This window comes from Streptosporangium sp. NPDC023825 (genome assembly GCF_040639575.1).
GTDB lineage: Bacteria > Actinomycetota > Actinomycetes > Streptosporangiales > Streptosporangiaceae > Streptosporangium.
The window spans coordinates 74,913-97,578 of record NZ_JBFAAE010000025.1; the positions used below are offsets into that span (position 1 = coordinate 74,913).

The following is a 22,666-nucleotide window of genomic DNA, read 5'->3' on the forward strand; positions in this document are numbered from 1 at the left end:
CGCTGACTCCGGCGCGGCGCCTACCGGCCGCTGATGTCGTACGACGACAGCGGCCCGTAGGGGTCGTTCCCGCCGAACGGGCGGCGCAGCGGGGAGTCGCGGTAACCCGCGATGCCCTCCAGGGCGAAGAAGAGACCGGCGGCCAGCGTCGGCCACGCGAACAGCACCCCGCCGGCGGTCAGCGTCAGCGGCCCCGCGATCAGCGGCCTGGACGTTCCCGAGGCGGTGACGCTCACGGCCCCGAGGTTGACCGCCGCCCCGACCACCAGCGCCAGGTACGCGCCGAGCAGGCCGCCCGCGGCCAGGCCCACCACCACCGGCAGCGGCCGGCCCCCGCGCGACACGCGGTAACCGACGGCTCCGCAGACGAGCCCGAGCACGCCGGTGATCACGGCGAACCAGCCGTCGGCGGCGATCAGCGCCTGCGTGGAGGGGTCGGCCAGCAGCGGTCCCCGGCTCGTCGCGACGTACGGGGCGCGCGGCGCCACCAGCGACCACAGGATCCCTGCGACGGCTCCGGCCGGCGCGAGCACCAGCACGGTGATCACGAAGTCACGCACGCCGCGCACCATGGTTCCCTCACCCTCTGTGCAGATGTGCCCGATGTTACATAGCCCTCGGCCCGGCGCCATCCGAGGCTTCGACCGAATCCCGTTACTCTGGCGGTGTGAATGAAGAGGTATGGCTGATCGAACCCTCCGGGCCGCTGCGCGGTGATGTCGAGGTCCGCGGTTCCAAGAACGGCGTCTCCAAGCACATGGTCGCCGCGATGCTGGGCACCGGTGAGAGCACGATCCAGAACGCCCCGGACGTGGGCGAGGTGGGGATCACCGCGCAGATGCTGCGGGCGCTCGGCATCGACGTGGAGATCAGCGCCGGGGAGATCTCCGTCGCCCCGGGCAAGCAGATCAACCCGCACGTCCCCGCGGCGTTCACCGGTCTCAACAGGATCCCGATCCTGATGCTCGGCCCGCTGCTGCACCTGGCGGGCGAGGCGTTCGTGCCGCTGGTGGGCGGCGACCCGATCGGCCGCCGGCCCGTCGACTTCCACGTCGAGGCGCTGCGCGCGATGGGCGCCGAGGTCGAGGTGAGCGACACGGGGGTGTACGCCAAGGCCAAGCGGCTGCGCGGCACCCGGATCGAGCTGCCCTACCCCAGCGTCGGAGCCACCGAGACGATCCTGATGTCGGCGGTGCTGGCCGAGGGCAAGACCGTGCTGAAGGGCGCGGCGATGGAGCCCGAGGTGGTGGAGCTCGCCCTGTTCCTGCAGCGCATGGGCGCCCGCATCGAGCTGAGCCCCGACCGGCGCATCGTGATCGAGGGCGTGGAGCGCCTGCACGGCGCCTCCACCTGGCTCAACGGCGACCGCATCGAGGCGTTCTCCTACCTGGCGGCCGGCCTGATCACCGGCGGGCAGGTGCGGGTGCACGGCTGCCCGCAGGACCGGCTGGTGACCGCGATCACCACCCTGGCCAGGATGGGCGCCGAGGTCGACATCACCGACGACTACCTGTCGGCGTCCGCGCCGCACGGGCTGCGGGCCGCGGCGGTGCAGACCGACACGCACCCTGGGTTCATGACCGACTGGCAGACGCCCCTGATGGTGCTGTTCACGCAGGCCCAGGGCATGTCGGTGCTGCACGAGACGGTCTTCGAGAACCGCCTGGTCTACGTGCCCGCGTTGCAGAAGATGGGCTGCGAGATCGAGGTGTTCGACGTCTGCCTCGGCGGTCCCGCCTGCCGTTACCACGACACCAACGCCAAGCACTCGGCGGTCGTGCGCGGCGTGTCCAGGCTGAGCGGCGCCGACGTGACGCTGCCCGACATCCGGGCCGGGTTCTCGGCCGTGCTGGCCGCCGCCGCGGCCGAGGGCACCTCCACGCTGCGCGGGGTGCACCACATCGAGCGGGGCTACCACCGGCCGTTCGAGCAGTTCGCCTCGCTCGGGCTGAAGATCAGTCGAGAAAAGGTGCAGGACGGGTAAGGATTGTCAATCGGGCGTTTGTAGGTGATCACCCGGTCGCACGTTACTATGCGTGACATCGCGCCCAGAGGTGAGACGTGGTCCCGGCGCGTGCCTGCGCGGGCTGGTGGCCTGCGGGGTGTTCGGCGGGCTGCTGGCCGCCCTGGCCGCGCTGCCTCTGGTCGGCACGGCCGGGCTCACCGTCAACAGCGTCGCGAGGACCCTCACCGACCTGCCCCCGAGCCCCCGGGAGAACCCGCTCCCCCAGCGCACCGTGCTGCTGGACAGGAACGGCAAGCGGTTCGCCCAGTTCTACACGGAGAACCGGACGGTGGTGACGCTCGCCCAGGTCGCCCCCGTCATGCGTGACGCGATCGTGGCGATCGAGGACTCGCGTTTCTACGAGCACGCGGGCCTGGACGTCAAGGGCACCCTGCGCGCCCTGGTCACCAACACCAAGGCGGGCGAGGTGCGGCAGGGCGGGTCCTCCCTCACCCAGCAGCTCGTGAAGAACATCCTGGTCGAGAACTCCGAGAGCGACACCGAGCGCGCCCAGGCCCGCGCGCCCAGCATCCAGCGCAAGATCAACGAGCTGCGGTACGCGCTGGCGATGGAGCGCAAGTACAGCAAGGCCGAGATCCTGGAGCGCTACCTCAACATCGCCTACTTCGGCGCGGGCGCCTTCGGGGTCGAGGCCGCCGCCCAGCGGTTCTTCTCGGTCCCCGCCGCCCGGCTGACCCTGCCCCAGGCGGCGACGCTGGCCGGCGCGGTCCGCACGCCGTACGCCACCGACCCGTCGCTGGACGTCAAGCGCAGGGAGCGGCTGCGCGAGCGCAGGGACATCGTCCTGGACCGGATGGCCCAGCTGTCGTACGTCACCTCGGCGCGGGCCGAGGCCGCCAAGAGGCGCCCGCTGGCCATCCGCCTCAAGCCGGAACCCGGCGGCTGCCAGGGGAGCGACTACCCCTACTTCTGCCTCTACGTGCACCGGGAGCTGCTGACCAACACGGCCTTCGGCCACACCCGCGCGGAGCGGGAGCGCCGCCTGGCCAGGGGCGGCATCGTGCTGCGCACCACCCTGGCGCCGAAGGCGCAGCGGGCCGCGCAACGCGCCATCGCCGCGCGGGTCGGCAGGAAGGACACCGAGGTGGCGGCCGAGGCCATGATCCAGCCGGGCACCGGGCGGATCCGGGCCATGGCGGCGAGCAAGAGGTACGGCAGCAACGCAGGAAATACCGCCAACGCCAAAAACGGTCCCGACACCACCTACAACCTGGCCGCCGACATGGCGCACGGCGGTGGCCAGGGCTTCCAGGCGGGCTCGACGTTCAAGGTGTTCACCCTGGCGACGGCGCTGGCCCAGGGCTGGCGGTTCGACCAGGGCTTCATGACGCCCGGCAGTTTCGTGCCCGACAGCGGTTTCACCGACTGCCGGGGCCGCAAGGTCAACGACCCCCGCGCGGAGATCTTCAACGCGAGCGGCGAGGGCAAGGGCGGCCCGCAGAGCCTGTCCACCGGCACCTGGAAGTCGGTGAACATCTTCTACATGATGCTGGAGCAGCGGGTGGGCCTGTGCCCGGTCGTCACGACCGCCAGGGCGCTGGGCATCGCCCGCGCCGACGGCACCCCGCTGCGGGAGGTGCCGACCTTCACCCTCGGCGTGAACGAGATGGACCCGGTGACCGTGGCGGCCGCGTTCGCCGCGTTCGGGGCGCGGGGCCGCTACTGCCGTCCGATGGCCATCGTCGAGATCGTCGAGCGGGACGGCAGGCGCTTCAAGGTGCCGCCCAGCTGCTCGCGGGCGATCGAGCGCGACGTGGCCGACGCGGTCAACCACCTCCTGGCCGGGGTGTTCACCAAGGGCACCATGACCGGCCAGAGCATCGGCCGCCCGGCCGCGGGCAAGACGGGCACCAACAACGGCTACACGTCGGCCTGGTTCGCCGGCTACACCCCGGACCTGGCCGCGGCGGTCAGCGTGGGCGACATCCGGGGCTCCTACCGCTACCCGCTGACCGACGTCGAGATCGGCGACGAGTACTTCGGCGCGGTCCAGGGGGCCTCCCTGCCGGGGCCGATCTGGGTCTCGTCGATGTCGGCGGCTCTCGACGGTACGCGCGAGAGCCGCTTCCACCACCCCGACATGGGCCGGTTCGGCGGCGGGTTCACCCCCGGCATGGAGGAGGAACTGGCCAGGGAACGCGAGGAGCGCGGCGAGGACGGCGAGGACTCCGAGGGCGACAGGCGTCGCGGCGCCCGGGGGGACCGCGAGGACCGCGGCGTCCGGGGGGACCGCGGCGCTCGGGGGGACCGCGGACGCCGCTTCCGCGAGGAGCGCACCTACCGGGAGGAGCGCCGGTACCGGGGGGAACGCCGGCATCGCGACAACGGCGCGCACCGCCGGTACCGCGGCCGCCCGCGCTGACCGCCGTCCCGCCCCCGTCCCATCGCCGGGACGGGGGCGGGACGGCGGACCGGTGGACCGGCGCCCACCCGGCGAACCGGTGCCCGGCCGCCGGGTCAGCGCTTGACCAGCACCTGCTGGGTCGGGAGGAGCACCGGGGGCCGGGCACTCTTCGCCGTCGCGGCGGACGGGCCGCACAGCGCCTGCACGAAATGGCTCCCCATCGCGTAGTCGATCGCGTGCGGCTGCGGGTAGCCGTTCGCGTCGAGCTGCTGGTACTTCATGAGGTTGAACCCCAGGGAGAGCTGGCGCCGGCCGTCCTCGCCGGACATGGAGATCGTGCCCATGCCGAACACGCCCCCGTCGTGGCCCCAGAACCGGCCGCAGGACAGGTCCTGGGCGTAGATGCCGAGACCGTAGTTCATGATGACGTCGCCCTGGGCGTTGGTGACCGGCACCGTCGTCCGCATCTGGGCCAGCTGCGCGGGCGCGAGCAGCCCGCCGCCCAGCAGTTCCCGGTAGAACCGGTTGAGGTCCTCCATGGTCGCGACGACGGCGCCCGCCGTGCCCGCCCACGACATGTCGTAGACGCTGTAGTCGCGCGGCGGGTCGATGTAGCCGTACAGCGCCTCGTACGCCTTGGAGTGCGGCCCGGGGATGACCGGTGTGCGCGGGAAGGACGTGTCGCGCAGTCCGGCCGCGCGGATCACGTGGCGGGTGATGTACTCCTCCGCCCCCGTGCCGGTCACCTTCTCCAGGAGCAGGCCGGCGATCACGTAGTTGGTGTTGGAGTACGACCACAGCTGCCCCGGCTCGCCCGTGCGCGGCGCCTGCAGCCCGAACCTCACCAGCTCCAGCGGGCGGATCCTGCGGAACCGGTGCTTGTCGAGGCTCTGCGGGGACGCCTGGACGAGGGAGGGGAAGGCGCCCGCGACGTAGTCGCCGATGCCGCTGGTGTGGTTGAGCAGCATCCGGACCGTGGTCTTCTGGCCGAGCTCGTCCGGCAGCAGGCCGGGGAGATAGCGGGCGACGGGGGCGTCCAGCTCGACGCGGCCCCGCCCGACCTGCTGGAGGATCGCCACGGCCGTGAAGGTCTTGGTGACGCTGCCCACCCGGTGGACCATCCGGGGGTGGACGGGCCGCCGGGTCCGTACGTCGGCGACGCCCGCCGCCCCGAGCCATCGCGCGCCGCCGTCCCGGACGGCGGAGTAGGTACCGTACATGCCGGCCTCGTGGACCGCGTCGAGGCTCCGCCGCAGCGCCTCGCGGTCGATCCCTGCCTCCCGGCCGGTCGGCGCCGCGGGCCCGGGGACGGGTTCGGCGGACGCGGGGGGCGCGACGGCCCAGGTCACGAGTATCGCGCTCAGCCCGAGGCCGGCGATTGTCCGTCCACGGTGGGGAGATCGCGCGAGAGTCATCGGCTGTCAGCTCCTCAGATCCGGAATACACGACAAGACGATCATCGCAATTCCGGCCCGGTTCTCCCTCCTCACCGCGGACGACCTGTCTCTGGTCCACCAGGACGAAGACCGGGGGCGCGCTCCGATGCAAAATGTCATGACGGGCGAGCCGTGCCGCCGCCCGGCCCCCGCCCCCGAGCCCGAGCGGTGGCGAGCGATCACCACCCGCTCCGGCGGGCTCGCCGGCGCCCTGACGCTCCGGCCCCGCCGCCTCGAACCGCCGGACCCGCTCTAGCGGACAAGCGGGATGCGCAGTACGAAGCAGGCGCCACCCTCGGTCACGTCCTCGACGTGCAGGCTGCCCCGGTGGGCCTGGGCGATGTCACGGGCGATGGCCAGCCCCAGTCCGGTGCCTCCGCGGCCGCGGCTGCGGGCGGTGTCCAGGCGGACGAATCGCTGGAACACGCGTTCGCGGTCGGCGGCGGCGATTCCTTCTCCGTCGTCGGTCACCGTCAGCTCCGCGTGGCCGCCCGCGCGGCGCAGGTCGACCTCCAGTCTGCGGGTGGCGTGACGCCGGGCGTTGTCCAGCAGGTTGGCGAGCAGGCGGGCGAGCTGCCAGGGCGCGGCCTGCACGGTCACCGCCGGCTCGACGTTGAGCCGTAGGTCACGACCGCCGGTCCACCGGGCCGCCGCCGTCTCGACCAGGGCGGTCAGATCCACTTCTTCCCGCGTTCTGTCGAGGTCGGACTCGATCGTGGACAGCAGGAGCAGGTCGTCGACGATGCTCTCCAGCCGGTCGAGGTCATTCGTCACGTGGTCCAGCAGGTCGGGCAGGTGGATGTCGTCCGGGTGCAGCTGCGCCGACTCGACCTGCACGCGCAGCGCGGCGAGCGGCGTACGCAGCTCGTGTGAGGCGTCGGCGGCGAATTGACGTTGCCGGTCCAGCACGTGCTCCGAGTGCGTTCGGGCCTCCCTGATCTGTTCGTTCAGCTTCCGCAGCTTCGTGGAGCGTGCGCAGAGCCGCGCCTCCATCGCCCCCATCGGCTCCATCGGCTCCATCGGCTCCATCGGCTCCATCGGCTCCATCGGCTCCATCGGCTCCATCGCCTTCTCGCCCGTGCCCGGCCCGGGCACGGGCGAGCTCGTACGCGGGGGCTGCCGGCCGAGCTCGGTCATCTCCTGCGCGCGGTGGACGAACAGCATCACCGCTCCGCCCGGGCCGAGGACGGAAGAGTCGATCATGTTCCCGTACCGGTTCCGGGGCGCGCAGCCGGAGGGCACCGCGTCGTGCTCCTGCGGTGTCACCACCTTGGCGGCCCCGCGCATCCGGCCCAGCGACGCCTCGAGGTACTGCAGCGCGCACCGGTCACCGGGATCGGTGTGGTCCTGGGGGAACGGGTCGGACACGCGCCGGCCCAGCACGTCCTCCCGCCGGCGTCCGCAGAGGTCGAGATAGGTCTGGTTGACGGCCACGATGATCATGTCCAGCGTCATGACCAGGCAAGGACCGGAAACGGCCGTGAACAGGGCGGCGACGTCGATGTTGTATGCCATCAGAGTCCTCTTCCAACGCTCGGCGAGCTCATGGATCCAGCGGTGTGCCCACCGGGGCCACCGAACCTGCCAGGGGCAGTCTCAGCACGAAGCACGCGCCACCGGTCTCGGCATCCCGGACGTGCAGGCTGCCGATGTGGGCCTGGGCGATGTCACGGGCGATGGCCAGCCCCAGTCCGGTGCCGGTGTGGTCGAGCCGGCGCGCGGCTTGCAGGCGGGTGAAGCGCTGGAAGATGCGTTCCCGTTCGGATTCCGCGACCCCTTCGCCGTCGTCGGTGACCGTCAGCTCGGCGATGTCGCCGTCGCGGCTCACCCGGACCTCGATCATTTGCCGGGCGTGCCGCTGGGCGTTGTCCAGCAGGTTGGTGAGCACCCGGCTGATCCGGATCGGGATGGCCACAACGGTCACCCCGGTTTCCAGCCGGTGCCGGACCGCGATGCAGTCGGCCCTGCGGCCGATCTCGTCCTCGACGAGTTCGGCGAGGTCGACCCGCTGCGGCTCGTTGGGCGGGCCGGCCTCCATCTCGGCGAGGATGCGCATGTCGGTGATGATCGCGTTCAGCCGCTCGACGTTCCTCAGCGCGTTGGCGAGCAGGTCGCAGAAGTCGGTCTCATCGGGATGCAGGCGGGCCTCCTCCAGCTCCATGCGCAGCCCCGCGACCGCCGTGCGGAGCTCGTGCGAGGCGTCGGACGCGAAACGCTGCTTTTTCTGCAGTTCGCGCTGGAGCTCGCGCACCATGTCGGAGGAGATCCGGATCGTCTGCGCAATCTGGCCTTCACCAGCCTGGAGGGAAGCCCCACGGTCGAAACGGGGCCCTGAGTGTGCTGTCAAGACACAGACTTCCTTTCATGCGATTTCGTGGGGGATATCGTCCGAGGGTCGTCACGGGACAGATGCGGCACACCCTTGGTCGTCGCGGGGGAGGTACGGCACACCCTTGACGGCGATGTTCGGTGCGGCGCCCACCACCGGGGATCCCGCACGGCGAGCGTCGTCACGTCACGGCCCTGACCCGATCACGCCGGTCTGCGGACCACAGATGTTCATGGCGGACCTTCGTCGCCGGACATACGTCGCCGTCCGGTCGTCAGCTATGACAGGGCAGGTCATCGTCCTGTGACAGGGGCGCGAACAATCGTGGTGGCGTGCGGCACCGTCAGACGGTGATCGGCCCCGGCCGGCCCCGGACGTTCGTCTCCACACCGTGCCCTCGGGCAGGGGGAGCCGTCGTCCACGCCGCGCCCTCGGGCAGGGGGAGCCACGGCAGAGCGCGCCCGCTGTCCGTCATCGGTGAGCGACGCCTTCGGCAGGGGCTGGACCGGCCACACGCCGGCGCAGGCGGTGTGAGCGGCACGGGCGGCACGGGCACGGGCACGGGCGCTGAAGATTTTCCGCGGGATCTGTCACAGGCCGGGGGGCCGTCCTGTCCTAGCTGGAGACCGAGGGCGAGCCAGTGCCCCGGCGGACACCGCGGGGGCCTTCACGGAGTTCCGCCGTGACCGCGTCGGCGTTGATCGCCGAGTTCGATGACGTCGCCGGCCGGACCGCCCGGCTCCTCCCACGGGGCGTGCCCTAGGCGATCAAGGCGCTGGAGGGCGGCCTCCGGCCCGGCGATCACGTTGCGTGACGCGCCCGAGCCCCCTCTGGGCCCCTTCCGGGGCGGCGCGATCCATCCCTTCCGACACACCGAGGTATGACGTCAATGAGAAACGCACCATCGCAAAAGCCCGCCGCTGCCGCCTCGTCGGCACGGATCGACACGCTCGACAGCCTTCGTGAGCATCTGCAGTGGGCGATCGAGCTGGAACACGCGACCTTGCCGCCGTACCTGTGCGCGCTGTACTCGCTCGACCCGGAGCGCAACCCGGAAGCCGTCGAGGTGGTGGGCAGCGTCTTCGCCGAGGAGATGCTGCACCTCGTGCTGGCCGCCAACCTACTCAACGCCGTCGGTGGCCGGCCGCGGCTGGACACTCCGGAGATGCTGCCGCCGCACCCCCGGCCCCTGCCGCACGGCGACCGGTCCCTGGTGTTGTCGCTGCTTCCCTTCGGTGCCGAGGCGCTGGAGATGTTCCTGCGTCTCGAACGGCCCGCACCGCCCGGCGCCGCGGCGGAGGGCGACGACTACGAGACGATCGGGCAGTTCTACGCCGCCATCGAACAAGGACTGCGTCACCTGTGCGACCGGCTCGGCGAGCGGGCGGTCTTCGGCGGCGATCCGGCCCGCCAGGTGAGCGCCGGCCACTTCCGGCACACCGCCGGGCGGCTGGTCGCCGTCGACGGCCTGGACTCCGCGCTGGCGGCCCTGCAGGAGATCGTCGAGCAGGGCGAGGGCGCCTCCCACGGCGAGGTCTGGGACGGTGATCAGGACGTCTTCCACCCCGAGCGGGACGAGGTCGGGCACTACTACCGGTTCCAGGAGCTCAAGATCGGGCGGCGTTACCTGCGCGGCGACACCTCGCGGTCCGGGCCCACCGGCGAGACGATCTCCGTGGACTGGGCCGGAGTACGGCCGATGCGGCACAACCCGCGACTGGCCGACCACGCCCCGGGCAGCGCGATCCGCACGGCGCAGGAGGAGTTCGACCACACCTACTGCGACCTCCTGCACCTGCTGCACCATGCGTTCAACGGCAACCCGAAGCTGCTCGTGGACGCGACGCACGCCATGTACGCGCTCAAGGCCCAGGCCCAGGCCCTGATGCAGATGCCCGACGAGGACGGCGCCACGGCCGGGCCGACCTTCGAGTACGTGCCACCCGAGTCACGTTGACGAAGCGCCGGCGACCGGCTGCCCGCGCGGCCGCCGGCCGCCGGCCGCCCGCCTTCCGCGTGAGGGCGCGGACCCGCCGGCTCTCAGGCCCCGAGGCAGGCGGGGCCGAGAAGCTGCTTCAGGTCGCCCATCAGGGCCGGGGACGGCGACACCCGCAGGCGGTCGTCGAGGCGCACGATCGTGGTCTTCGGACCGTTGTGGACCTGCAGGTGCACCTCGGTGGTGCCGGGGTGCGCGGTCAGCACCTCCTTGAGGCGGCCGACCACCGGCGGGGTGCAGCGGGCCAGGGCGAGGCTGACGGCCAGCGGGCCACCGGCCTCGCGGGTCAGGTCGGGAGCCGTCACCTCCATCGCGATGATCTTCCCGACGTCCTCGCGCTTGTCCAGGCGCCCCTTGACGAACACGATCGCGTCCTCGGCGAGCACCGTCGCGCAGAGCTGGTACGCCGACGGGAAGATCATCACCTCGATCGCGCCCTCCAGGTCCTCCAGCTGGGTCAGGACCCAGGTGTCGCCCTTCTTGGTGACCTTGCGCTGCAGGCCGCTCAGGATGCCGCCGACGGTGACGACCTGGCCGTCGGTACGGTGCTCGTCCTGCAGCGAGGCGATCGAGCAGTCGGCGCCGGAGGCGAGGATGTGCTCCACGCCGAAGAGCGGGTGGTCGGAGACGTACAGGCCGAGCATCTCCCGCTCGAACTGCAGCAGGGTGTTCTTGTCCCACTCCCCCAGCGGGATCTGCACGTCGAAGGTCTCGTCCTCGGCGCCCTCGACGGCGCCGAACAGGGAGTCCTGGCCCTGGGCCTCGTTCTTCTTGATCCCGATGATGCTGTCGACGGCCTGCTCGTGGATCATCACCAGGCCCTTGCGCACGTGCCCGAAGGAGTCGAAGGCACCGGCCTTGACCAGCGACTCGATGACCCGCTTGTTGCAGACCACCATGGGAACCTTGCGCAGGAAGTCCTTGAAGTCGGCGAAGCGGCTCTTCTCCCGGCGCGCGGCGATGATCCCGTCGACCACGTTGCCGCCGACGTTGCGGATCGCCGACAGGCCGAACCGGACGTCGGTGCCGCGCGGGGTGAAGTCGAAGTCGGAGTCGTTGACGTCCGGCGGGAGCACCTTGATGCCCATGCGGCGGCACTCGTTGAGGTAGAGGGCCGACTTGTCCTTGTCGTCCTTGACCGAGGTCAGCAGGGCGGCCATGTACTCGGCCGGGTAGTTGGCCTTGAGATAGCCGGTCCAGTAGCAGACCAGGCCGTAGGCGGCGGTGTGCGCCTTGTTGAAGGCGTAGTCGGAGAAGGGCAGCAGGATGTCCCACAGGGCCTTGATCGCGGCGGCCGAGTAGCCGTTGTCCTTCATGCCCTGCTCGAAGAACTCGTACTGCTTGTCCAGCTCCGACTTCTTCTTCTTGCCCATCGCGCGGCGCAGCAGGTCGGCCTTGCCGAGCGAGAACCCGGCGACCTTCTGCGCGATGGCCATGACCTGCTCCTGGTAGACGATCAGGCCGTAGGTCGTGTCGAGGATCTCCCTGAGCGGTTCCTCCAGCTCGGGGTGGATCGGGGTGATCTCCTGCTGGCCGTTCTTGCGCATCGCGTAGTTGGTGTGGGAGTTGGCGCCCATCGGACCCGGCCGGTACAGCGCGAGCGCCGCCGAGATGTCCTCGAAGTTGTCGGGACGCATCAGCCGCAGCAGCGAGCGCATGCCGCCGCCGTCGACCTGGAACACGCCGAGCGTGTCGCCCCGGGACAGCAGCTCGTAGGTCTTGACGTCGTCGAGGGGCAGGTCGAGCAGATCGATCATGGTGCCGGTGTTGACCTCGATGGCCTTCAGGCAGTCGTCGATGATCGTGAGGTTGCGCAGGCCCAGGAAGTCCATCTTGAGCAGGCCGAGCGTCTCGCAGGTCGGGTAGTCGAACTGCGTGATGATCACACCGTCGGAGTCGCGGCGCATGATCGGGATGTAGTCGGTCAGCACCTCCGAGGACATGATCACGCCGGCGGCGTGCACACCGGTCTGCCGGATCAGGCCCTCCAGGCCCCTGCCGAGGTCGATGGCCGACTTGACGTCGACGTCCTCCTCGTACAGCCTGCGCAGCTCGCCCGCCTCGTTGTAGCGCGGGTGGTCCTTGTCGAAGATGCCCGACAGCGGGATGTCCTTGCCCATCACCGCGGGCGGGAACGCCTTGGAGACCTTGTCGCCCAGCGCGTACGGGTGCCCGAGGACGCGGGCCGCGTCCTTGATGGCCGCCTTCGCCTTGATGGTGCCGAAGGTGGCGATCATCGCGACCTTGTCGGCGCCGTACTTCTCGGTCACGTAGCGGATCACGTCGCCGCGCCGGCGCTCGTCGAAGTCGATGTCGACGTCGGGCATGGAGACGCGGTCGGGGTTGAGGAACCGCTCGAAGATCAGGCCGTGCGGCAGCGGGTCGAGGTCGGTGATGCCGAGCGCGTACGCGGCCAGCGAGCCCGCCGCCGAACCACGGCCCGGTCCGACCCGGATGCCGTTGTTCTTGGCCCACATGATGAAGTCGGCGACCACGAGGAAGTAGGAGGGGAACCCCATCTGCAGGATGACGTTCATCTCGAACTCGATCTGGGCGCGGTGCTCCTCGTCGACGCCCTCGGGGAAGCGCCGCTCCATGCCCCGCCAGATCTCCTTGCGGAACCAGCTCTCCTCGGTGTCCCCCTCGGGGATCGGGAAGGTGGGCATCAGGTTCTTGAAGCCGAACATGCCGGTCGGGTCGACCTTCTCGGCGACCAGCAGCGTGTTGCGGCAGCCCTCGGCCCACAGGTCCGAGGAGTCGACGGCCCGCATCTCGTCGGCGTTCTTGATGTAGTAACCGCTGCCGTCGAAGCGGAAGCGGTCGGGGTCGGACAGCTGCTTGCCGGTCTGGATGCACAGGAGCGCGTCGTGCGAGGTCGCGTCCGACTCGTAGGTGTAGTGGGAGTCGTTGGTGACCAGCGGCGGGATGTCCAGCTCACGCGAGATGCGGGTCAGGCCGTCGCGGACCCGGCGCTCGATGTCGAGCCCGTGGTCCATGATCTCCAGGTAGTAGTTGTCCTTGCCGAACAGGTCCTGGAACCTGGCCGCCGCCGCGACCGCCTCGTCGTACTGGCCCAGGCGCAGGCGGGTCTGCACCTCGCCCGACGGGCAGCCGGTGGTGGCCATCAGGCCCTCGGAGTGCTCGGCGAGGATCTCGGCGTCCATCCGGGCCCACTTGCGGACGAAGCCCTCGGTGTAGGCGCGCGAGGAGAGCTTCATCAGGTTGCCCAGGCCCGTGGCGTTCTTCGCCCAGATGGTCATGTGGGTGTAGTAGCCACCCGCCGAGACGTCGTCGCGCCTCTGGTGCGGCTCGCCCCACAGCACCGGCTTCTTCTGGTGCCGGGAGGCGGGTGCGACGTAGGCCTCGATGCCGATGATCGGCTTGATCCCGGCACCGGTCGCCTGCTTGTAGAAGTCGTAGGCGCCGTGCATGTTGCCGTGGTCGGTGATCGCGATGGCCGGCATGCCCAGGTCACCGACCTGTTTGAACATCTGCTTCAAACGGGCGGCTCCATCCAGCATGGAGTATTCCGTGTGAACGTGCAGATGCACAAACGAGTCTGACATGCGGCCCCGTCCTCCCCCTAGTCGCACCGTCGGCGGGGAAAGCGTATCCAAATCTGAGTTTCGAAAGTGACTCATGCGCTCCGGGTCGCCTCTCCCCCGGCGGCACCCCGGACACTCCCGGCGCGAGGCCTACCCTTGACCCATAGTACGGGTAACGATATATGTCGATCATGGCGCTACGCGAGCAGAGCTACCTGATCCTGCTGGCCCTGTCCGAAGGCCCGCTGCACGGATACGGCGTGATCAAGACGGTGCGCGAGCTGTCGGAGGACCGCGTGCGGCTCGGTGCGGGCACCCTCTACGGCGCCCTGGAGCGCCTGTCGGGAGAGGGCCTGATCGGCGTCGTCAAGGAGGAGGTCGTCGGCGGCCGCCACCGGCGCTACTACGGCCTCGGGGGAGAGGGCCGCACGGTCCTGGCCGAGGAGACCGCCCGGCTGACCCGCCTCGCCGCCACCGCCCGGCGCCGGCTCGACCTCCTGCCGGGCACCCTGTGACCCAGATGATCCCGATGCTCCCGGTGGCCCGTTCCGGCTCGGACCGGTCGCTGGTTCGACACTGTCACGATCAGCCCTCCCGACCCGGCCCGTTGAACGTAAAGTGGCAGGTCACGCGGCCAACCCTCGATCATTTTCCCGGCATCCGCCACGTACTGGACATCAGATCTCAGGATGTGGACTTTTCTGCGGCGGGTGAGTCGATCACTTTACCGGGCTATGAGAGTATTCGGGGGTTCAGAAGGAGGTAAGCCGGTTGATGGCCGAAGCACAGCCCGAGGGGCGCCGTGTCGCCTCCCGCTACCAGCTGCTCGAAGCCATCGGCCGGGGTGGCATGGGCATCGTGTGGCGGGCCCATGACGAGCTCCTCGACCGCGAGGTCGCGATCAAGGAGGTCCGCTACGCCGACATGCTCGGCGAGGACAACCAGGAGGACTTCAACCGGCGCACCAAGCGCGAGGCGCGTGCCGCCGGGCGCCTGACGCACCCGAACGTGGTGGTCGTCCACGACGTCGTCGAGGAGGACGGGCGTCCCTGGATCGTCATGCAGCTGGTGGAGTCGCGCTCCCTCGGCAAGGTGTTGCGCCAGGACGGGCCGCTGCCGCCGCAGCGGGTCGCGGAGATCGGCCTCAAGCTGCTGGAGGCGCTGCGCGCCGCCCACGCCCAGGGAGTGCTGCACCGCGACGTCAAGCCGGAGAACGTGCTGCTGGCCGACGACGGCCGGGTGGTGCTGACCGACTTCGGCATCGCGACTCTCGAGGCCGAGACCGCGCTGACCATGACCGGCATCGCGGGCACTCCCGCGTTCATCCCGCCGGAACGCATCAAGGGCGGCAGCGCGCAGCGCGAGTCCGACCTGTGGTCGCTCGGCGCGACCCTGTACGCCGCCGTCGAGGGCAAGCCGCCGCACGACCGGGGCGGGGCGTTGCCGACCATGCACGCCATCCTGAACGACGAACCCGAGCCCCCGCTCCACGCCGGGCCGCTGGCTCCGGTCCTCGAGGGGCTGCTCCGCAAGGATCCCGCGCTGCGCATGCCCTACAAGGAGGCCGAGCGGCTGCTGCGCAGGGTGGCCGAGGGCGAGGGCGACCGGGACCGGCCCGCCAGGACCGCCGTCATGCCGGCCGTGAACCCGGGGGACGAGACCGACCCCGGCATCGGTCCCCGGCCCGGCGCCGTCCCCGAGACGGGCGCGAAGCTGGACGCCGCCCGCCCGGGTGCGAAGAAGGACGCCCCGCCCCCGCCCGCGCGCCGCGAGGAGCAGCGGAAGGCCGCCGCGAAGGCGCCCGCCGCGAACGCACGGCAGGAGTCCGCCCCCGTGGCGGCCGGTTCCGCGGCCGCCGGTTCCGCGGAGAAGGCCGGGCCGGCGAAGGACGCACCCGGCGCGAAGGGCGGCCAGGCTTCCAAAGCCGCGGCCGGCTCCCCCGTCTCGGATGCCGGGGCGGGTTCACCGGGTTCCGAGGCGGGAGCGGGTTCGAAGGCCGGCCGTCCCGCCGGCAAGGGCACGCCCGTCCCCCCGGCGGCCCCCGCCGAGGCCGCACCGCCGGTCCTGGCCAGGTTCGCCCCCAAGCCGAGGCCCGCCGCCGACTCGAAGCCCGCCCCGAAGCCCGAGCCCGGGGCCGGGGCGGCGGCCGCGTCCCCCGTCCTGCCCAGGTTCGCCCCCAAGCCGAGGCCCGCCCCCGATCCGAAGCCCGAGCCCGCCGCCGGCGTCGCACCGGCCCGCGAGGCGAAGCCGGGCACGGCACCCTCCGCGTCCCCCGGCGCGGCGGCTCCCGGCTCCATCGCCGGGAGGAAGCCCGCGCCCCGGGCGAGCCGCGAGGACGCCCCGCCGGCCGGGGAGCCGGAAGCCGCGCGGCAGAAGCCCGCCGCGCGCCCCAACCCCTTCCCGCCCGTGGGGCGCGAGCCCGCGCCGAGGCCGGAGCCCGCCGCGGCGCCCGTCTCCGCCTCCGGGGCCGAGCCCGCTCCGTGGGAGGAGCCCTCGCCCGCCTACGCCGGGAACCACGACACGCTCGCCTCGCGAGAGCCGGGCCGCTCCCCGGTGAGGCGGGGGCTGCTGGTGCTGCTGCCCGCGCTGCTCGTCGTCGGCGGGATCGCCGGCTGGCTCGGCCTGCGCAGCGGCGACGGCGACGAGACCCCGCAGGCCAGGCCGGGCGATCCGGGCGCGTCCCGCGCGTCGGACGCCCCGAGCGGCACCGCCGAGACGACCACGGAGGGCTCGCCGGACCCGGAGACGTCGCCGCCGTCCTCCTCGGCGTCCCCGTCGGAGTCTCCCTCGGCGTCCCCCTCGTCCAGCCCGAGCCCCACCAAGACGGAGGAGAAGTCCCCCCTCCCCTCCGGCTGGAAGATGCACAAGGACAGCAACGGCTTCTCGATCGGCCTGCCCAAGGGGTGGGGCGTGAGTCAGCGGCCGGGGCAGCAGGTGTGGTTCCGCGGGCCCGACCGGGTGAGCTACGTGATGGTCGAGTACGTCGACAAGGCGGGCCCCGACCCCAAGCAGGACTGGCTCGACTACGAACCGTCCGTGCGAAGCCGGTTCAACGGCTACGACCGGATCCGGATCGCGAACGTCAAGTACATGGTGAAGGCCGCCGACTGGGAGTTCACCTGGAACACCAGCTCTGGCAAGGCCCGCGTGATCAACCGGGGGTTCGTCACCAAGGGCGGCCGGGGATATGCGATTTACTGGCATACCCTGGCCAAGGACTGGAAGAAGAACATGCACCTTTTCGAGGGGTTCACCGCGACCTTCTCCTCGAAGAAGTGAGCGGGAGCCCTACCGCCCGCGGTCGGTGAGCTTGGGAGGGCGGGGATGGCGGAGAGAAAGGTGGCGGGCCGCTACCGGCTGCTCGAACACATCGGCGAGGGCGGCATGGGCATCGTCTGGCGCGCCCACGACGAGCTCCTCGACCGGGTGGTGGCCGTCAAGGAGGTCCGCTACCGAGGGGTCGACGAGGCCGCGCGCACCGACCTGAACCGGCGCACCATCCGCGAGGCCAGGACCGCCGGGCGCCTCGACCACCCCTCCGTGGTCATCGTGCACGACGTGGTCGAGGAGGACGGGCGTCCCTGGATCGTCATGCAGCTGGTCCGGTCCCGGTCGCTGGGGGAGATCGTCCGCTCGGGCGGGCCGCTCCCTCCCGAGCGGGTCGCCTCGGTGGGGCTGCACGTGCTGGGCGCGCTGCGGGCCGCGCACGCCGCGGGGGTGCTGCACCGCGACGTCAAGCCGGAGAACGTGCTGCTGGCCGACGACGGCCGGGTGGTGCTGACCGACTTCGGCATCGCCTCCATGACGCAGGAGACCGGCATCACCCGTACGGGCGCGATGGTCGGCACCCCGGCGTTCCTGCCGCCCGAGCGGCTGCACGGGCTGCCCGCCACCCCCGAGTCGGACCTGTGGTCGCTCGGCGCGACGCTGTACGCGGCGCTGGAGGGCCGGCCTCCGTTCGAGCGGGCCACGGCCGCCGCCACCATGATGGCCGTCCTGCACGGCGAGCCCAGCCCCATGGCCCATTCCGGGCCGCTGCCGACGGCGATCCTCGGCCTGATGGCCAGGGACCCGGCCGCCCGGATGGTCCCCGACCAGGTCGAGGCCCTGCTCGGCCGCGCCTCCTCCCCCTCCGCCGGGCCGGCCCCCGGGCGGGCGGCGCATCCCGGGCAGCGGGCATACGCCGCCCCTGCCTCCCCCGCCGCCCCCGGGTTCCACACCGACCCGCCGCGCGCCGACCCGCCACCGCGTCAGGACCCGGCGCGGGACGCGTGGCGGCAGGGGTACGGGGAGTACGGGGACTTCCCGGGCGGTCCGGGGCGACCGCCGCACCCGGCCGCGCCCACGCACCCGGGGCAGTCGCCGTACGCGGCCGGGCACACGCAGCCCGAGGGGCCCCGCCCCCCGGCCTCGCGCACGCGGCCCGAACAGTCCCCGTACACGCCCCCCGAGCCGTACGCGCACCCCGAACAGCCTCCGCGCCACGGACAGCCTTCGTACGCGCGCCCCGAGCCGTACGCGCACCCCGAACAGCCTCCGCGCCACGAACAGTTCCCGTACACGCGTCCCGGGCAACAGCCCTACGGTCACGAGCCCCCGCCTCCCGGTTCCCGGCCGGGGCGGGAGCAGCCCACGGAAACGGGGGCCGAGCCCGCGCGGCGGGCGAGGGCGGGGCGGCTGGCGCTCCTGGCCGGGGTGCCCGCGCTCGCGGTGGCGATCGGGGTCGGCGGATGGCTGTTCCTCAAGGAGATGGACACCACGGTGGACACCGGTGACGGCCGGGCCGAGGCCACGGGCCCGGCCACCGGCCCCACCCCCACCGCGCCGGAGACGACCTCCGCCCCGGAGCCGACCCCGACGGTGACGCCGCGCCCGGCCAGGACCGTCCCCGCGGGCTGGCGGCTGCACCGCGACCCGATGGGCTTCTCCGTCGCGGTGCCGAGAAACTGGCGGGTCAAGCGGTTCGCCGGCCGTGACAGGGTGGAGTTCCGCGCCCCCGGCGCGAGCGCCTTCCTGTGGATCGAGTCGACCGACGACCCGGAGAAGAACCCGGTCAGGCACTGGCAGAAGGTGGAGAAGGCCGGGACGGCCGACAACGTCTGGCCCGGCTACCGGCGGATCGGCATCACCGCGCTGGTGTACCGGGGGGTGCGGGCCGCCGACTGGGAGTTCACCTACCTCAAGAACGGGGTCCGCACCCGCGTCCTGGACCGGGGCTTCCGCACCCTCGCCGACAAGCCGTACGCGATCTACTGGGAGAGCCCGGCGTCCAGGTGGGACCGCTCGTTCTTCGACGTGTTCACCAGGACCTTCCGGCCATGAGCGGCCTGGAGAGGGCGCGTTTCTGGCGGACCCCGGCCCTGCCGGGGGTGGACCTCCTCAAGGCCAGATACGTGACCCACCGCTTCCCGCCGCACGCGCACGAGGGCTACGCGATCGCGATGGTCCTGTCGGGGGTGGAGGAGTTCGCCTACCGGGGCACCGTCCACCGCGCGGGACCGGGCAGCCTCAGCACGCTCAACCCCGAGGAGGCGCACGACGGCTACCCGGGCGTTCCCGGCGGGTGGTCCTACCGGGTGCTGTACCCCTCGGTCGAGTTCGTCTCCGGGATCGCCGCCGAGCTGATGGCCGGGCACGGCACGCCCTGCTTCCCCGAGACCGTCACCTACCACCGGCCCACCGTCGCGCTGCTGCGGGCCGCGCACGACGCCGCGGAGGGAGGCGACGACCTCGCCTCCTCGACGCTGGCCCGCACGGCCTTCGCCGCCCTGCTCAGCCGGCACGCCGCCCGCCGCCCCGCGGACGTGCCTCGCCGGGACGGCGACCCGGCGGTGCGGCGTGCCCGGGAGATCCTGCACGAGCGGCTCGTCGACCCGCCCACGATCGAGGACCTGGCGCGGGCGGTGGACGCGAGGCCCTTCACCCTGATCCGGGCCTTCAAGGCGGCCACCGGGCTTCCCCCGCACGCCTACCTGAACACGCTGCGGATCATCCGGGCCCGGCGGCTGCTCCAGGCCGGCACACCTCCCGCGCAGGTCGCCGGGGACGTGGGGTTCACCGACCAGGCCCACCTGAGCAGGCATTTCACCCGGACGGTGGGCGTGCCGCCGGCCGCGTACCAGCGCGCAGGAACGTACAAGACCGGGGCTTGAAACCGGATTTAAGCTCACCTGCCATGGAAACAACCACTCGTTCCTCCGCGATCAGGGACGGACTGGGCGTGGGGATCGCCGTCGGCCTGGCGGGGGTGGCCTTCGGCGCCGCGGCCGTCACCGCGGGGCTCAGCGTGGCGCAGGCGTGCGTGCTGAGCCTGTTCGCCTTCACCGGCGCCTCGCAGTTCGCCCTGGTCGGCGTCGTCGCGGGCGGCGGCAACCTGGTCGCGGGCACGGCCGGCGCGATGCTGCTGGGCGCCCGCAACAGCCTGTACGGCCTCCGCATGGCCGGGGTGCTCGACATCCGGGGCTGGCGCCGGCCGCTGGCGGCCCAGGGGGTGATCGACGAGACGACGGCGGTCGCCCTGGCCCAGCCGGACGAGGAGTCGGCCAGGACGGCGTTCCTGTTCACCTTCGTCAGCCTCTATCTGACCTGGAACGCCACCACCCTGGTCGGCGCGCTGGGCACCTCCTGGGTGGCCGACCCCGCGGTGTTCGGCCTGGACGCGGTCGGTCCCGCGACGTTCCTGGCCATCCTGTGGCCCCGGCTCACCGGGAGCGGCGCCGAGGCCCGCGCGCTGCGCCTGATCGCGGGCTGCGGCGCGGCGGTCGCGCTGGCCGCCACCCCGTTCACCCCGCCGGGCGTGCCCGTGCTGCTCGCGTCCGTGGCCGTGCTCGCGGTGATCCTGAGGAGGCCCAAGTGACCGTCTGGTGGGCCGTCGTCGCCACCTGCGCCGCCTGTTACGCGCTGAAGCTCGCCGGGCTGTCGGCCCCGCGCCGGATCCTCGACCACCCCGGGGTCCAGCGCTTCGCGACACTGGTCCCGGTGGCCCTGCTGGCGGCGCTGATCGCGGTGCAGACCTTCGGCGACGGGCAGGCGCTGCACCTCGACTGGCCGCGCACCGCGGGGATGGGCGCCGCCGTCGTGGCACTGCTGCTGCGCGCCCCGTTCCTGGTCGTCCTCGCGGCGGCGGCCGTCGTCACCGCCGTACTGCGCCATCTCCTGAGCTGAGGTCGTCACGTCCCGGACCGGGACCGGGGTCGCCCGTGCCGCGCGGGAACCGTACGCGGAAGGTGGCGCCGGCGCCGGGGCGCGAGGTCACCGTGGCGTCGCCGCCGTGCGCGGCGGCGACAGCGGCGACGATGGACAGCCCGAGGCCCGCACCCCCCTGGCGGTTGCCGTCGCGGGGATGAGCGGCCCGGTGGAAGCGCTCGAAGACCAGGGCGCCCTGCTCCTCGGTGAGACCGGGTCCCTCGTCGGCCACCTCGACCACGGCGTGCTCGTCGTCCACCCGGATCCTGACGACCGCCGGGGTCCCCTCGGGGGTGTGGCTGAGCACGTTGGCCAGCAGGTTGCCGACGATCTGGCGGATCCTGGCGGCGTCGCCGGGCACCTCGACGGGTCCCTCGCACTCCAGCGACAGCGGCCTGAGCGGCTCGATGGCGAGGGTGTCGGCCACCGCGTCGGCGGCGAGCGAGGTCAGCTCCACCGGGGATCGCTCCAGGGGACGGCCCTGGTCGAGGCGGGCCAGCAGCAGCATCTCGTCGACCAGGGAGCCCATCCGGGTGGCCTCGGCCTCGATCCTGCGCATGGCCTTGGCCAGGTCCTCCGGCCGGGTGGCCGCGCCGCGCCGGAACAGCTCGGCGTAGCCGCGGATGGAGGCGATCGGGGTGCGCAGCTCGTGGGAGGCGTCGGCGACGAAACGGCGCAGCCGGTCCTCCGACGCCTCCCGTTCGCGGAACGCCTCCTCGATCTGGGCGAGCATCTGGTTGAGCGCGTGGCCCAGGCGGCCCACCTCCCCGGTGGCGGGCGCCGCCTCGATGCGGCGTTCCAGGTTGCCGTCGCCGATGGCCGCCGCGGTCTCGACGATGCGGTCCAGCGGGCGCAGCCCCCGGCGGATCAGGTGGGTGGCGAGCAGGGTCAGGCAGACGAGCGCGAACACCGAGGAGCCGATCATCACCAGGGCGACGCGTTCGGTCAGCTCGTCGGAGGCGGCCACCAGCGCCTCGGGGGTGGTCAGGGCGAGCAGCCGCGCGCTGTTGTGGCCGCGCCAGTCCTGCAGCGCGCCGAACGTCGCCCCCGCCGCCGTCCCGAGAGCCAGGGCGACCAGGCCCACGACGGTCAGCACGAGGCGGGTCCGCAGCGACATCAGTCCTCCCTGGGCAGGCGCACGACGTATCCCACCCTGGGCACGGTGTGGATGAGCGGCGGGTGCGAGGCGTCGACCTTGCGGCGCAGGTAGCTGATGTAGGTCTGCACCACCCCGTCGTTGCCGCCGAAGTCGTACTCCCACACGTGGTCCAGGATCTGCCTCTTGGAGACGACCTTGCCCGCGTTGGCCACCAGGAAGCGCAGCAGCTTGAACTCCGTCGGGGTGAGGTCGACGCGCCGGCCGTTGCGCCACACCTCGTGGGCGTCCTCCTCGATGACCAGGTCGGCGAAGGTCACCCTGCCGGCCTCGGCACCGGCCCGCTGGGTCCGGCGCAGCACGGCGCGGATCCTGGCGATCAGCTCCTCCAGGCTGAACGGCTTGGTGACGTAGTCGTCACCCCCCACGGTCAGCCCGCCGATCTTGTCCTCGGTGGCGTCGAGCGCGGTGAGGAAGACCACCGGCACCTCCGAACCCGTCATCCTGATCCGGTGGCAGACCTCCGTGCCGAGCACGTCGGGCAACATCACGTCCAGGACGATCAGGTCGGGATCGAAGGTCTCGGCCAGCGACACCGCCGCGGCACCGGTTCCGGCGATCGCCGTCTCGAACCCCTCGTAGCGAAGGGCGGTTGCGACCAGATCGGCGAGATATGGCTCGTCATCTACGACCAGTATGCGGCTCACCC

17 protein-coding genes are annotated in these 22,666 nt (G+C 71.9%); 10 read left to right on the forward strand and 7 right to left on the reverse strand.

What is annotated here, in order from left to right; genetic code table 11:
- Positions 1–20: 20 nt before the first annotated feature.
- Positions 21–560: a hypothetical protein gene (locus AB0G15_RS22425; RefSeq protein ID WP_362842816.1), complete on the reverse strand. Its 540-nt coding sequence runs from the start codon at positions 558–560 to the stop codon at positions 21–23.
- A 107-nt stretch (positions 561–667) separates the two neighbouring features.
- On the opposite strand from AB0G15_RS22425, the gene murA reads away from it, so the two are divergent.
- Positions 668–1,984 (forward strand): UDP-N-acetylglucosamine 1-carboxyvinyltransferase, encoded by a 1,317-nt coding sequence (gene murA, locus AB0G15_RS22430; RefSeq protein WP_329093170.1) that lies wholly within the window; start codon positions 668–670, stop codon positions 1,982–1,984.
- 52 nt (positions 1,985–2,036) lie between these two features.
- The gene (locus AB0G15_RS22435; protein ID WP_362842819.1) at positions 2,037–4,388 is read left to right on the forward strand and encodes a transglycosylase domain-containing protein; all 2,352 of its coding nucleotides are present in this window, start codon (positions 2,037–2,039) and stop codon (positions 4,386–4,388) included.
- Positions 4,389–4,483: 95 nt separating this feature from the next.
- Here the strand turns inward: AB0G15_RS22435 and AB0G15_RS22440 are convergent, their stop codons facing one another.
- Positions 4,484–5,719 carry a serine hydrolase domain-containing protein gene (locus AB0G15_RS22440; RefSeq protein ID WP_362842822.1) on the reverse strand — a complete coding sequence of 412 codons (1,236 nt, stop codon included), beginning with the start codon at positions 5,717–5,719 and terminating at the stop codon, positions 4,484–4,486.
- 205 nt (positions 5,720–5,924) lie between these two features.
- On the opposite strand from AB0G15_RS22440, the gene AB0G15_RS22445 reads away from it, so the two are divergent.
- A complete protein-coding gene (locus AB0G15_RS22445) occupies positions 5,925–6,062 on the forward strand; it encodes a hypothetical protein (RefSeq protein WP_362842825.1) in 138 nt (45 codons plus the stop codon).
- On the opposite strand, the gene AB0G15_RS22450 is transcribed toward AB0G15_RS22445, so the two are convergent.
- Both AB0G15_RS22450 and AB0G15_RS22455 read right to left on the reverse strand, forming a co-directional pair.
- Complete coding sequence (locus tag AB0G15_RS22450; RefSeq protein WP_362842828.1) at positions 6,059–7,321, reverse strand: ATP-binding protein; 1,263 nt, start codon at positions 7,319–7,321, stop codon at positions 6,059–6,061. The genes AB0G15_RS22445 and AB0G15_RS22450 overlap by 4 nt on opposite strands.
- Before the next feature lie 28 nt (positions 7,322–7,349).
- Positions 7,350–8,060, reverse strand: a complete 711-nt coding sequence (locus AB0G15_RS22455; protein WP_362842831.1) for a HAMP domain-containing sensor histidine kinase — start codon at positions 8,058–8,060, stop codon at positions 7,350–7,352.
- A 964-nt stretch (positions 8,061–9,024) separates the two neighbouring features.
- On the opposite strand from AB0G15_RS22455, the gene AB0G15_RS22460 reads away from it, so the two are divergent.
- The gene (locus tag AB0G15_RS22460) at positions 9,025–10,092 is read left to right on the forward strand and encodes a ferritin-like protein (RefSeq protein ID WP_362842834.1); all 1,068 of its coding nucleotides are present in this window, start codon (positions 9,025–9,027) and stop codon (positions 10,090–10,092) included.
- 83 nt (positions 10,093–10,175) lie between these two features.
- Here AB0G15_RS22460 and dnaE read toward each other — a convergent pair whose 3' ends face one another.
- Positions 10,176–13,697: a DNA polymerase III subunit alpha gene (gene dnaE, locus AB0G15_RS22465; RefSeq protein ID WP_362842836.1), complete on the reverse strand. Its 3,522-nt coding sequence runs from the start codon at positions 13,695–13,697 to the stop codon at positions 10,176–10,178.
- Between the two features lie 170 nt (positions 13,698–13,867).
- Between dnaE and AB0G15_RS22470 the strand changes: the two genes are divergently transcribed.
- The 6 genes from AB0G15_RS22470 (at position 13,868) to AB0G15_RS22495 (ending at position 20,840) form a co-directional block, all read left to right on the forward strand.
- Positions 13,868–14,191: a helix-turn-helix transcriptional regulator gene (locus tag AB0G15_RS22470; protein WP_362842838.1), complete on the forward strand. Its 324-nt coding sequence runs from the start codon at positions 13,868–13,870 to the stop codon at positions 14,189–14,191.
- 259 nt (positions 14,192–14,450) lie between these two features.
- On the forward strand, positions 14,451–16,955 hold the full coding sequence (locus tag AB0G15_RS22475) for a protein kinase (RefSeq protein WP_362842841.1): 2,505 nt from the start codon (positions 14,451–14,453) through the stop codon (positions 16,953–16,955).
- Between the two features lie 45 nt (positions 16,956–17,000).
- Entirely contained in the window at positions 17,001–18,998 is a 1,998-nt protein-coding gene (locus AB0G15_RS22480) for a protein kinase (protein ID WP_362842844.1), read from the forward strand.
- On the forward strand, positions 18,995–19,828 hold the full coding sequence (locus tag AB0G15_RS22485; RefSeq protein WP_362842847.1) for an AraC family transcriptional regulator: 834 nt from the start codon (positions 18,995–18,997) through the stop codon (positions 19,826–19,828). Before AB0G15_RS22480 ends, AB0G15_RS22485 begins: the two co-directional genes overlap by 4 nt.
- Before the next feature lie 23 nt (positions 19,829–19,851).
- Positions 19,852–20,532 (forward strand): AzlC family ABC transporter permease, encoded by a 681-nt coding sequence (locus AB0G15_RS22490; RefSeq protein ID WP_362676323.1) that lies wholly within the window; start codon positions 19,852–19,854, stop codon positions 20,530–20,532.
- Positions 20,529–20,840, forward strand: a complete 312-nt coding sequence (locus AB0G15_RS22495; RefSeq protein WP_362842850.1) for an AzlD domain-containing protein — start codon at positions 20,529–20,531, stop codon at positions 20,838–20,840. Before AB0G15_RS22490 ends, AB0G15_RS22495 begins: the two co-directional genes overlap by 4 nt.
- Here the strand turns inward: AB0G15_RS22495 and AB0G15_RS22500 are convergent.
- Together AB0G15_RS22500 and AB0G15_RS22505 are read right to left on the reverse strand one after the other, a co-directional pair.
- Positions 20,809–21,978 carry a HAMP domain-containing sensor histidine kinase gene (locus tag AB0G15_RS22500; RefSeq protein WP_362842853.1) on the reverse strand — a complete coding sequence of 390 codons (1,170 nt, stop codon included), beginning with the start codon at positions 21,976–21,978 and terminating at the stop codon, positions 20,809–20,811. The two genes, AB0G15_RS22495 and AB0G15_RS22500, sit on opposite strands and share 32 nt — an antisense overlap.
- The gene (locus AB0G15_RS22505; protein ID WP_362842856.1) at positions 21,978–22,664 is read right to left on the reverse strand and encodes a response regulator transcription factor; all 687 of its coding nucleotides are present in this window, start codon (positions 22,662–22,664) and stop codon (positions 21,978–21,980) included. Before AB0G15_RS22505 ends, AB0G15_RS22500 begins: the two co-directional genes overlap by 1 nt.
- Positions 22,665–22,666: the final 2 nt, after the last annotated feature.